9 protein-coding genes and 1 pseudogene are annotated in these 11922 nt (G+C 74.7%); 7 read left to right on the top strand and 3 right to left on the bottom strand.

The genetic code is table 11. The features are described from left to right. Nucleotides 1-243 (top strand): annotated as a pseudogene (locus KZQ38_RS25515) (FG-GAP repeat domain-containing protein); the annotation flags it as partial. A 6-nt stretch (nt 244-249) separates the two neighbouring features. Here the strand turns inward: KZQ38_RS25515 and KZQ38_RS25510 are convergent. Further along, complete coding sequence (locus KZQ38_RS25510; RefSeq protein WP_219445168.1) at nt 250-645, bottom strand: hypothetical protein; 396 nt, start codon at nt 643-645, stop codon at nt 250-252. 146 nt (nt 646-791) lie between these two features. Here KZQ38_RS25510 and KZQ38_RS25505 point away from each other — a divergent pair, with 146 nt between their 5' ends. Next, nucleotides 792-1709, top strand: a complete 918-nt coding sequence (locus tag KZQ38_RS25505; protein WP_308258587.1) for an isocitrate lyase/PEP mutase family protein — start codon at nt 792-794, stop codon at nt 1707-1709. Here the strand turns inward: KZQ38_RS25505 and KZQ38_RS25500 are convergent. Continuing rightward, the gene (locus KZQ38_RS25500) at nt 1645-2472 is read right to left on the bottom strand and encodes an alpha/beta fold hydrolase (protein ID WP_219445166.1); all 828 of its coding nucleotides are present in this window, start codon (nt 2470-2472) and stop codon (nt 1645-1647) included. The two genes, KZQ38_RS25505 and KZQ38_RS25500, sit on opposite strands and share 65 nt — an antisense overlap. 121 nt (nt 2473-2593) lie before the next feature. Here KZQ38_RS25500 and KZQ38_RS25495 point away from each other — a divergent pair, with 121 nt between their 5' ends. The 5 genes from KZQ38_RS25495 to KZQ38_RS25475 all read left to right on the top strand — a co-directional run bounded on the left by KZQ38_RS25495 (nt 2594) and on the right by KZQ38_RS25475 (nt 7381). Continuing rightward, nucleotides 2594-3346, top strand: a complete 753-nt coding sequence (locus KZQ38_RS25495; RefSeq protein WP_219445165.1) for a carboxypeptidase-like regulatory domain-containing protein — start codon at nt 2594-2596, stop codon at nt 3344-3346. Nucleotides 3347-3416: 70 nt separating this feature from the next. Then, nucleotides 3417-5030, top strand: coding sequence for a PP2C family protein-serine/threonine phosphatase (locus KZQ38_RS25490; protein ID WP_219445164.1), 1614 nt, complete (start codon nt 3417-3419; stop codon nt 5028-5030). Beyond that, nucleotides 5027-6130, top strand: coding sequence for a cobalamin B12-binding domain-containing protein (locus tag KZQ38_RS25485; protein WP_308258586.1), 1104 nt, complete (start codon nt 5027-5029; stop codon nt 6128-6130). Before KZQ38_RS25490 ends, KZQ38_RS25485 begins: the two co-directional genes overlap by 4 nt. Next, nucleotides 6127-6456: an STAS domain-containing protein gene (locus KZQ38_RS25480; RefSeq protein WP_219445163.1), complete on the top strand. Its 330-nt coding sequence runs from the start codon at nt 6127-6129 to the stop codon at nt 6454-6456. The genes KZQ38_RS25485 and KZQ38_RS25480 overlap by 4 nt, the downstream gene beginning before the upstream one ends. Before the next feature lie 40 nt (nt 6457-6496). Beyond that, complete coding sequence (locus KZQ38_RS25475; RefSeq protein WP_308258585.1) at nt 6497-7381, top strand: class II glutamine amidotransferase; 885 nt, start codon at nt 6497-6499, stop codon at nt 7379-7381. Between the two features lie 9 nt (nt 7382-7390). Here the strand turns inward: KZQ38_RS25475 and KZQ38_RS25470 are convergent, their stop codons facing one another. After that, nucleotides 7391-11890, bottom strand: coding sequence for a caspase, EACC1-associated type (locus KZQ38_RS25470; RefSeq protein WP_219445162.1), 4500 nt, complete (start codon nt 11888-11890; stop codon nt 7391-7393). Nucleotides 11891-11922 lie beyond the last annotated feature (32 nt).

The raw sequence follows: 11922 nt of genomic DNA, 5'->3' as shown, positions 1-11922 counted from the left end.
CTCTCCGGCCGCTGCGACGCCCCGTCCGGCTGCGCCCGCGACTGGAAGATCGTCGGGGTCGGCGACTTCAGCGGCGACAACCGCAACGACCTGGTGCTGTACAACGCGTTCACCGGCGAGGTCTCCGTCTGGAAGCTCAACGTCGGCACGGTCACCGGCACCTCGGCGCTGGACGCCCGGTGCGACACGGCCTCCGCGTGCGCGCACTACTGGAAGATCGTCGGCATCGGCAACCTCGGCTGACCGCCGTCAGGCCGCGCGGGCGACCGCGTCCCGGAACGCGCCGCCCAGCGCGGCACGCACCTCCTCGACGCGGTCCGGCGCGCACCGGGCGGCGACCCGGCGCGCCAGTTCGGCGAGGTGCGCGGCCGGCGCCACCGGAGCCGAGGCGGCGTCGATCTCCGAGGCGGGCACCACCACGTTGGCGGTGAGCCGGCGGCGCGCGGCGGAGAAGCGAACGGCGTGCACGCCGCCGTCGCCCTCCGCGGCGGTGATCGAGCCGCCCGGGGTGATGAGGAGGTCCAGCTCGTCCAGGCCCGGCACCACCAGGTCGGCAACTCCGGCCCGCAACGCCCGGCGCAGCACGACGGGCGCCGCGGCGGCGCGCTCGGGCCCGCCCAGCCGGAACCGGACGTACAGCTGCACCGCGACCTCCCGAGCCCGAAAGTGGGTCTGCTCCGCGCGGAACGTACCTTGCGTGAAGACAGCCCGACGCCCAGCCCCCGAACGTGTCGCCCGATCAGCCTTCCGATACCTCGACCCCTATGCCGGATCGGTGGCAGGTTCGGGTGGTGGACCACGGGAGCGCATTCCGCCGGGCGGTGGCGGGTTCCGAGACCCTGCCGGTGATCGGCGTGTTCGACATGATGTCCGCTTCGATCGCCGCCCGGCACTACGACGCGTTGTTCGTCTCGGGATTCGGCCTCGCCGCCTCGCACTACGGCCTGCCGGACATCGGTTTCATCGCCTGGCCGGACGTGGTCGGGTTCGTGCAGCGGTTGCGGTTGGCGTTCCCGGAGCACCACCTGCTGGTGGACATCGACGACGGTTACGTGGACGTGGAGGTCGCGTGCCACGTGGTGCGCGCCCTGGAGCAGGTGGGCGCGTCCGGCGTGGTGATGGAGGACCAGAGCCGGCCGCGGCGGTGCGGGCACGTGGCGGGCAAGCAGGTGCTCCCGCTGCCCGAGTACCTGGACAAGCTGAACGCCGTCCTGGCCGCCCGCGCCGACCTGTTCGTGGTGGCCCGCACCGACGCCACCGAGCAGGCGGAGGCGGTCGCACGCGTCGCGGCGTTCGCCGGCACCGACGCGGACGCGGTGCTCGCCGACGGCATCCCGTCCACCGACGCGATCCGGGCGGTGGCCCGCGCGAGCGGCGCGAAACCGCTGGTGTTCAACCAGATGGCGGGCGGTCGCTCGCCCGCCCTGTCGTTGTCCGACCTCACCGGGCTGGGCGTCGGCGTGGCGATCTACAGCACGCCGTGCCTGTTCGCCGCCCACGCGGCGGTCGACGCGGCGCTCACCCGGCTCCGCGCGGCGGACGGCCTGCTGCCCGCCGACTCGATCGGCGTGGCCGAGTCGCAGGACCTGCTGAAGCGCAACCTCGCGCCCCGGCGCACCGTGCCACCGCCACGCGCCGAGCCCGTCACCGAGCGCCCGCTGCCCGCAGGTGGCGGGTCACCTCGGCCAGGTAGTCCGCCGGGCGCGTGAGCGGCAGCGAGTGGCCGCCGTCCGGGAACACGCGCACCTCCGCGCCGGGGTGCAGGTCGAGCAGGCGCTGCCGGTGGACGGGCGTGATCAGCGGGTCGTCGGCGGCGGCGAGCACCAGCACGGGGCCGTGCCAGGCGGGGCGCAGCCCGGCCGAGCGGTGGGCCAGGTCGAGCAGCGCCGCGTACGAGTTCACCAGGCCGTCCCGACCCGACCGCCGGTAGGCGGCGTCGACGCGGGCGACCCAGAAGCCGGCGTCGGGCGAGTCGCGCCAGGCGGCACGCAACGCGTCACGCGCCGCGGCCAGGGTCTGCTCCCACGGCGCGTCGCGGATGGCCGCCAGCCTGGCACCCAGGCGTGCCACGTCCTCCGCGCCGTACAGGCCCGTTCCGCTGAACACCAGGGACGCGACCCGGTCGGGCGCGTGCCGCGTGAACACCTCGGCGAGCATCCCGCCCGCCGACTGGCCCACCACGTGCACGCGGTCGACGCCCTCGGCGTCGAGCACGCGCAGCAGGCCCTCGGCGAGTTCGTCCAGCGTCCCGGCGGACGGCGGGTAGTCGACGGTGAGGGTGCGGTAGTCGGTCCGCAGCCCGAGCGCGAGGTCCAGCCAGCCGATGCCGATGCCCGCGCCACCCGGCAGCAACAGCACCGTCTCGCCCTCGCCGGCGGTGTAGTACCGCCAGTCGGCCGACTCGCCCACCCGGTGCAGCCGCTCGAACTCCGCGGCCCGCTGCTCGATCCCGTGCACTCCGCCCCCTGACATATAGCAATTTGTGCATGTATAGCACGGCGGGTGCCACGCGCTGAGGCGTATCGGCCCTGGGCGGCTCGTGCGCGACAGAGGATGCTGAGGGGTCGACCGCGACCGGGAAGGAGTCCACCCGATGCTCCGCTCGACCACGTCGGTCCTGCTGACCGCCGCCCTGCTCCTGACCTCGGCCCACCCCGCCACCGCACGGGCCGACGACGTCGACCTCCGGCTCACCGTCACCTTCGAGCAGACCTCCTACTTCGCGCACGAACCGGTCGCCGTGCGGGCCACCGTCACCAACGTCGGCACGACCACCGCGACCGGCGTCCACGTCACCTCGTACGCCAACCTCGACAGCTCGGACTGGGCGGGCCTCCGACCACCCGGCCGGACGCTGGAACCGGGGCAGTCCGCCGAGGGGCGCCTCGTCGGCTGGGTCACCGACCCCACGCGCGGCAACATCGTCCGGGTCATCGCGGACGCCCGGTCGAACGAGCCGGACGCCCGACCCGACGACAACCGGGTGGACGCGTACGCGCCCCTGGTGATCCTGCGCGGCGACATCGCCGCCGTCGTCTACGGCGACCGCAACGGCAACCACGTGCTCGACCCGGGCGAAGCGCTGCCTGGCCTGCTCGCGCGGATCGTCGGCGGCCGTCCCAGCGGTTCGTACGGCGGACTCACCGACGCGTCCGGCCGGTTCCGCACGCGCGGCGTGCCGATCGGCCGGTACTCGGTGGAGTTCCGGACCGCCGACTGGCGGTTCACGCCGACCGAGGTCGACGTCGACCAGGTCGACGACCCCGACCTGGTGTTCCGCGGCGAACCCGCGGCCCCGGCGGGTCGCCGTGCCCGGCCGTGGTTGGGTGACGGGGCGGCGGTGTGATCGAATGGTCTGGCCGGGCGGTCCCGGACGTGCGGACCGGCGGCAACCCGGGGTTGGGAGCCCGGCTCACATGGCGAAGTTCGACGGTGTGGTGACGCCCGTGCCCGACGGGCGCTGGGACGCTGCGCCGTACCCGGTGGTCGTCGCGGACACCGCGGGCGTGATCCGCTCGGTCAACGACCCGGCGCGCCGCCTGTTCCCGGGTGCGGACGCCGGGCGGTCGGTCGCGGCGGGCGTGGGCGGCTGGCTGGACGCGGCCCACCGGCGGGCGGTGTCGGCGGGTTCCACGTCGGGCGTCTCCGGCGTGGTCGGCGAGCGCACCTTCGAGGCCCACCCCGTGCGGGGCGACGGGACCGTGGCGTGGTGGCTGGTGGACGACACCGACGTGCGCCGGGCGCGGGAGGCGCTGCACGTCGAGCGGCACCGGGCCGCGTTGCTGGGGCGCATCTCGTCCGCCCTGCTGACGTCGCTGAACCCGCGCCGCTGCATGAGCACCACCGCGGAGCTGGCCGCCGCGCACCTGGCGGACGCCGCCGTGACGATCGCGCCCGGCACGGCCCGCGGCGGCATCCCGATCACCACGTGCGTGCGCGACGGGCGCGCGGAGCACACCGTGCTGGAGGTCGACCCGGCCGAGGTGGTCGGGCTCGCCGAAGCGCTCCAGGGCTTCCCGCCCGTGCCGTCGCGGTGGATCGACCCGGCGTCCGCGCCGAGCTGGCTGGTCCCGCCCGGGATGGGCGAGGTCGGGTCGATCGTGGTCACCCCGCTGCCCGGCCACGGGGTGCCGGCGGGCGCGCTGGTGCTGCTGCGCCGCACCGGGCAGGACGCGTTCGACGAGGACGAGGAGGCGTTCGCCCGGCTGTTCGCGGCACGGGCGGGCGCGGCCATGTCGGCGGCCCGGATGTACACCCAGCAGGCCCAGATCACCGAGCTGCTGCTGCGCGACCTGCTGCCGCCCGTGCTGCGGCGGATCGACGGCGTCGAGTTCGCGGGCCGCTACCAGCCGGCGCGGGACACCGAGCGGGTGGGCGGCGACTTCTACGACGTGCACCCGCCGCGCGACGGCTCGGCGGAGTCGCTGGTCGTGTTCGGCGACGTGTGCGGCAAGGGCCTGGAGGCCGCCGTGCTGACCGGCAAGGTCCGCACCACGCTCCAGGCGCTGCTGCCGCTGGCCGACGACCACCTGCGGGTGCTGCGGATGCTCAACGACGCGCTGCTGCGCTCGCACCACACCCGGTTCGTCACGCTGGTGCTCGCGTCGGTCGCGCGGGTCGAGGACGGGGTGCGGCTGCGGCTGACCAGCGCGGGACACATGCCGCCGCTGATCGTCGGGCTCGACGGCGAGGTGCGGGAGGCGGACACAGCCGGCACCCTCGTCGGCGTGCTGCCGGAGATCAACGCGACCACCGCCGAGCTGACCCTCGCCCCCGGCGAGACGTGCCTGCTGTACACCGACGGCATCACCGAGGCGCACGGCGGTCCCCTGGGCCGGGAGATGTTCGGCGAGGAACGGCTGCAACGCGCCCTGGAGGACTGCGCCGGTATGCCCGCCGAGGCGATCGCGGAGCACGTGCACATGCTCGCGTCGCGCTGGGTCGGTTCGGGCGAGCACGACGACATCGCGTTGCTGGCGATCAGCGCGCCGCGCCGGTTCGACGTGACCGACGACCGGACCGCCGGGTGACGCCGCGCGCGGACGCCTCGGCCGAGCCCGGCCACGACCGACCGGTGCGCGACGCGGTGGCGGCGCTGTGGGACCGGGTGTCCACCGGCGACGAGCACGCCGCCGTCCAGGTGGTGCGGTCGGCGGTGGCCGCCGGGGTGGACCGGGAGGTGGTGCTGCTGGACGTCGTCGGCGCGGTGCAGGCCCGGGTCGGCGCGGAGTGGGCCGCGAACCGGTTGACGGTGGCCCAGGAGCACGCGGCGACCGCCATCAACGACCGCATCGTCACCGTGCTGACCAGCGAGGGCGACCGGCCGCGCGGTGGCACGCGGATCGCCGTCGCGTGCGTGGACGGCGAGTGGCACGCGCTGCCCGCCCGGCTGCTGGCCGAGGTGCTCAAGCTGCGCGGCTTCGCCGTGGACTACCTGGGCGCTCAGGTGCCGACACCGCACCTGGTGGCGCACCTGCACCGCACCGGGCCCGACCTGGTGGCGTTGTCCGCGTCGCTGGCGACCCGGCTGCCGGGCGCGCACGCCGCGATCACCGCCTGCCAGGCCGCCGGCGTGCCCGTGCTCGCGGGCGGCGCGGCGTTCGGCGCGGACGGGCGTTACGCGCGGCTGCTCGGCGCGGACCTGTGGGCGCCGGACGCGCGCACGGCGGCCGACCTGCTCGCCGACCGGCCGCCCCGGCACCCGCGGCCGGCCGGGCAGCCCGTGGACGACCTGCCGCACCTGGAGGACCAGGAGTACACGCTGGTCGTGCGGTCCACACCGAGGCTCGTGGAAGCCGTCTACGGGCGGTTGGAGCAGCGCTTCCCGGCCATGCGGCACTACACCGACTCCCAACGGGGGCACACGGCCGACGACCTGACCCACATCGTGGAGTTCCTCGCCACCACGCTGTACACGGACGACGACGCGTTGTTCGGCGGCTTCGTGGTGTGGACGGCGGGCATCCTCGCCGCACGCGGCGTGCCGGCGGTGTTCCTGCCGCCGGCACTGGACTTCCTCGTGGCGGAACTGCACGACTTCCCGCGTGCGACACGTATCCTCGAACACGCCCGCGCCCGCCTCACCGGTGCGCCGCCCGACCACCGCGAAGGCAGGCCGACCGCTCCATGAGACAACAGCCCCTGTCCGTCACCACCGCACCGGTCGACGGCGACACCATCACCATCGCCGTCGCGGGTGACGTCGCGTACGACACCGCCGACGAGCTGCGCCGGGCGGCCGAGAACGCGCTCCGCGACCACACCGCCGAGGACCCCGCGCCCCGCCTGGTCGTGGACTGCGCCGACATGACGCTGTGCGACTCCTACGGCCTGTCCGTGTTGCTCATGATCCGCGAGCTGGCGCTGGGCCACCGGGCCACGCTGGTGCTGGACAACCCGCCCGCCCAGCTGACCCGCCTGCTGCGCCGCACCGGGGTGCACGCTCTCCTCGCCTGACCCGCCGCCGGGCGGGCCGGCGCGAGTGGTGCTTGGCTGGGTGGGTGACGCGTCGACCACGAGCAGGTCCGTGATGTGCCGCCTGTTCGGCATGTCCGCCGCACCACGCCGGGTGCGTGCCACGTTCTGGCTGCTCGAAGCGCCGGACAGCCTGGCCCGGCAGAGCAGGCGGGAACCCGACGGCACCGGGCTCGGCGTGTTCGACGCGGACGGCGCGCCACGCGTGGACAAGCAGCCGATAGCCGCCTACCAGGACGCCGAGTTCGCGCACGAGGCACGTGAGCGGACGTCGACCACGTTCCTCGCGCACGTCCGGTACGCCTCCACCGGCGGGCTAGACCCGCGCAACACCCACCCGTTCGAGCAGCGCGGTCGGCTGTTCGCGCACAACGGCGTCGTCGGCGACCTGCCCGCCCTGGACGCCGAGCTGGGCGACCACCGCGACCTGGTGGCCGGTGACACGGACTCGGAACGGCTGTTCGCCCTGATCACCAAGCACGCCGACGAGTCGGGTGACGTCGGCGAAGCGATCACGTCGGCCGCGCGCTGGGTGGCCGACAACCTGCCCGTGTACGCGGTGAACGTCATCCTCACCACGCCGACGGAGCTGTGGGCGCTGCGCTACCCGGACACCCACGACCTGTTCGTGCTGAACCGCGCGGCCGGTGGCCCGCACGGCGGGCGGCACCTGGAGCACGCCAGCGCGGCGGGCCGGGTCCGGGCGCGGTCCGGCGCGCTGGCCGAGCACCCCGCGGTCGTGGTGGCCACCGAGCGGATGGACGAGGACCCCGGCTGGGTGGCGCTGCGGCCCGGCGAGCTGCTGCACGTGGACGGCGACCTGGGCGTCCACCGCCGCACCGCCGTGGACCACCCGCCCCGCCACCCGATGTCCCTGGACGAGCACGCCGCCGCCTCCCAGCGCTGAGCGGGCCGGCTACCGGTGGGCGGTCCGGAACGAGTAACGCGCCACCACGCCCGCCCACCGGCGGTGGACGTCGATGTCGTCGGGCACACCGGTGCCGTGGACGACCTCGACCACCTTGCGCGCGAACGCGTCGACCGGCGGTCGGGCCACCGCGGTGCGACCCCGTCGCGGGACGGGTCGGCGCACGAGGGCGGTGAACGTGGCCGCCGCGGTGTCACCGGACAGCCTGCGCAGCAGGTCCTGGCCGCGGTCCGGCACGCCGAGCAGGATGGCGAGCAGCAGCAGCACGACGCGGTGCTCACCCGCGCGCAACGCCGCCAGTTCGGCCTCGCCCAGGCCCGCCCGCAGCAGGCGGTAGGTGTTGATGAGCCGTTTCGCCGAGCGCGGGGTGCCGATGAACGGCCGCACCGCGATGATCGCCTCCCGCTCCTCGGGCGTGAGCCGCAGCGCCGAAGCGGTCAGGTCGACGTTCGGCCGCGCCTCGCGGATCACCCACACCTCGACCACGCCGCTCGCGGAGCCGGTGACCACCCGGCCGCCGTCCGGTGCGAACGCCAGCGCCGTCACCTCCGCGTCGGCGGTGATCTCCGCGAGGTCGTCCCCGGTCGCGGTGTCCCACACGCGCACCACCTCCCCGTGCGCCACCGCGGCTGCGGTGCGCGGGCCGAACGCCACGACCGCCGCCGGGTTGGTGACGGCCAACCGGTCGGGGACGCCGAGATCGAGCACCGCGACGCCGTCGTGCCCGTCGAACACCGCCACCCGCTCCCCCACCGGGTCGATCACGGCCGACACCGCACCCGCGAAGGACACCGACGCCGCCTCGCCGCCCGCGTTCCGCAGCACGACGTGGTCGTCCACCCGGTCGACCCGCCAGGAACCGGTCAACGCCAGCGGCGTGCCCATCCCGGTCTGCGCCGCCTCGCCCTCGACCAACGCCGTGGAAGCGGTGGCGTCGACCCGGTGCGTCACCCCGTCCTCCGCCCAGTGGAAGGAGATGTCGTCGCTGTCGGGCGACGCGACGGCCGCCCGGTCCGCGGTGCCCGCGATCCGGTGCACCACCTCGCCGCCCACCGCGTCGACCACCGCGGCGTCGAACGACCCGACCACCAGCAGCCGCCGCCCCACCAGCGGGTGGACCACCGCGATCCCACCGTCCGCAACGGACTTCCGCACCCGGTCCGCGCCTTCGCTCCGCAGGTCCCAGCGGACCAGCACACCGGTGGCGTGCACCGACACCACGGCGGGCCGCTCCGGGTCGAACCCGACGTGCCGCACGCGGCCCGGTTCCGCGTACCGGCGGACCCGCCGACCGGTCACGCGTGCCCGCGCCCGGCGGCGGGGACGTCGCGCCAGGCGGGTCGGCGGCGCCGCGGGCACCTGCCCGACCGGTGCGGTCGACGTCGCGGGCGCGGGTTCCGCCGCCGCCTCCAGCGCGCCCACGCTCGCGTCGACCAGCCCGGCGTACCCCGCTTCCGACATGGGGCGCAGGCACAGCGAGATCTGGAAGATCTTCTCCAGGTAGTTCTGCGGCGTGGACGCGTGCACGTCGTCGCCGGTCGGGTCGGCCCGCAGGTAGCCGTCGAGCGCACGCAGCAGCCACCGCGAGTCCACCCCGACCACCACGACGAACAGCGGGAACGCCAGCAGCAGGTGGATGGCCTGCAACACCTCCACCACCCGGTCGCCGGGGCAGCGGTCCAGGTCGTCGACGTAGAGCACGATCCGCTCCAGGTCGGCCGGCCCGCCGCCGCGCTCGGTGAGCCGGCGGCTCAGCTCCTCCAGGTCCCGGCGCAGGGTCGCCACCAGCCCCTCGTGCCGCCGGTACTGGTCGCCCTCGTGCCGCTGCACCGCGAACGCGCTGACGCTGTTCGCCCGCCCCAACTCCTCGATCCGGGCGTCGAGGTCCGCGATCTCCCGCTCGATGTCCGCCATCCGCCGCCGCAGCGCGTCGCGGCGCGCCTCCGCCGGCGCGCGCCGGCGTGCGTCGACGCCGTCCACCAGGTCCTTGACCACGGCGAACGCCTTCGCCGCCCGGTTCAGCGGTCCCTGCACCAGCAGCAGCGCCGCCACACCGCACACCACCACGGCCGACACGCCGGTGGCCAGCAGCCCCAGGTGCTCCTTCCACAACGCGGTCGCCACGATGGGGCCCGCCACCACCAGCAGCACCGCCGCGAGCACGGCCAGGCGGACCGACCACCTGGTGCGCCGCAACACGAACACCACGTCGCGGCCGAGCACGCCCGACGTCTCGGTCATGGCCCGCAGGTCGAGCTTCTTCACGTCCTCCTCGGGCACGCCCGCCTCGACCAGGACGTCGTCCACGCGCTCCGCCGCCTGCGCCGCGGCCTGCGCCAACTGGTCGCGGGTGAGGACGTCGCGCACGCCCACCGGCGACTCCTTCGCCAGCTCCTCGTTCGCGGCGTCCAGCAGGCGACCGGTCCGGGCGCGGCGCTCCGCCAGGTCGTCACGCAGCTCCCGCACGGACGGCAGGTCGCGCAGGACCTCCCGCGACACGGCGTCGGGCGCGGTCGCCGCGAGGCCGTCGAAGATGGTGGCCGCCAGGCTCGCCCACAGGTCGGCGTCCACGTAGTGCCAGGCGTTGAACTCGATCTGGCACACCGTCGAGCACAACGCCGTGTCGACGCCCTCCAGCACCGCCTGCCGGGACTCCGCGGCGAGCCGGTCGACGCGCTCGCGCATCCGCGCCATGAAGAACGACTTGCCGGTGCCCCAGTCGCCGAACAGGCCGACCGACAGCGGCGGGGTGACCTCCCGCGCCAGGATCATGTCGCACAGCGTGTCCACCTCGGCGGTGATGCCGAGCCGGTCCGCGCCGGCGACCACGTCGGCGGCGAAACCCGCGTGCTGCCGGGGCGCACGCGTGCCGACGGGCGGTTCCCAGGACCACACCCCGTGGTCGGTGCCCGCGACGACCTCGGGACCACGCGCGGACCGGCGACCGGCGATCGACCAGACCACACCCCGGTCGGCGTCGGTCTCGGCCACCACGTCGCCGGTCGCCAGGTCGATCGCGACCACCCGGCCGTCCGCGCCGCCGACGACGGCGGTGCGCCGGTCGTCGAGCACCGCCACCGCGCGCAGCGGCGCGCCGTGGTCGTGGACCACCTCGTGGCGTGCCGGTTCGTCCACGGGCCACACCCGCAGCAGACCGTCCGCGTGGGTGGTGACCGCGTGCTCCCGGCCGTCCAGGACCGCGACGGCCAGGCCGTGCACGGTGGAGCCGGTCCCGACCGACGCGACCAGCGACCCGGTGAGGCTGAACACCGTGACGTGGCCGTCCTGCGTGCCGGCGAGGACCAGCGGGCGACCGTCGTCGGCGGTGGCGAAGGCGGTGACGGAGACGATGCCCGGCTCGAACACGAGCGGCGAAGTACGTGCACGCACGTCCCACACCGAGATGCCGGTGTCGTCCGCCGCCGCGCCCAGCAGTCGACCGCCGAACTCGGCCGTCACGACGTGGTCGACCCGCACGCGCTGCATGGGCACCGGTTCACCCCGGTGCAGGTCCGCCAGCGGGCGGAGCACCACGGCACCGGTGGTGTCGCCGCACAGCACGGACGCCATCGACGGCACGTGCGCCACCGTGTGCACCGCCGGGCCGTTGACACGGACCTCGCCCCCGTCGGGCAGGTGCATCACCACGCCGTCGTCCGTTCCGGTCACGACCGCGGACGCGCCATTCAGCTCGACCACGGCCACCGACCACACCCTGGTCCCGTCCACCGGCCGCGAGACCCGCCCAGCCGCGCGCGCCACCGTGATGGACGCGCCCCGCGCCCGGCCCGTGAAGTGCGGCACCTGCTTCGGGTCGAGCCGCCGCATCTCGTCGTGGGCGTAGCGGTACAGCTCGATGGCCTCGACCACCCCGTCCCCGTCGAGGTCCGCGTCACCCGATGCGAGGCCCGCGATCAGCACGTCGGTGAACATCGACGCCCGAGGCAGTTCGACGGCCACCCGATCAGCCTCGTAGGCGTACTCGAAGGAGTTAGTCGCGGAGAGCATCGCGTAGTCACGCTCGCCCTCCACGTCGACCGTCGTCGCGTCGAGACCGCGTTGGCTGCCGTACCCCTCCGCGAACATGCCGCTGAAGCAGCAGTCCAGGACCAACAACCGCCCGACCGCCGGGGAATCCGCCAACACGTTGTGCACGAAGGCGTGCGGGACGGCGGTGCCCGCGGGACGGTCCAGCGCGGTGTTCGCCGCGGCGAAGTGCATACGGCGCCGGGTGTCCACCATCGCGTGGCACGCGAAGTACACCAGCACGACGTCTTCACGCGATCGGGTGTCGGCGATCTCCTTCAACGCTCGGCGGATCGCGTGGTCGTCCGCGTTCTCCAGGACCGCGACGTCGGTGTAGCCCCCGATGTCGGGGTCCTCCAGGACAGCGGCCAGCCGGTGCACGTCCTGCGCGGGAGACCGGAGCCGGGCCAGGCGGGTGTCCTGGTAGTCGCCGATGCTGACGAGAAGCGCATAGCGGCCCATGGCCGTGCACGGTAGCCCGACGAATCTCCAGA

Origin of the sequence: Saccharothrix obliqua (assembly GCF_019375475.1) — a bacterium.
Classification (GTDB): domain Bacteria; phylum Actinomycetota; class Actinomycetes; order Mycobacteriales; family Pseudonocardiaceae; genus Actinosynnema; species Actinosynnema obliqua.
The sequence above is the reverse complement of the archived record's forward strand: the minus strand, read 5'-3'. Positions and strand labels throughout refer to the sequence as shown.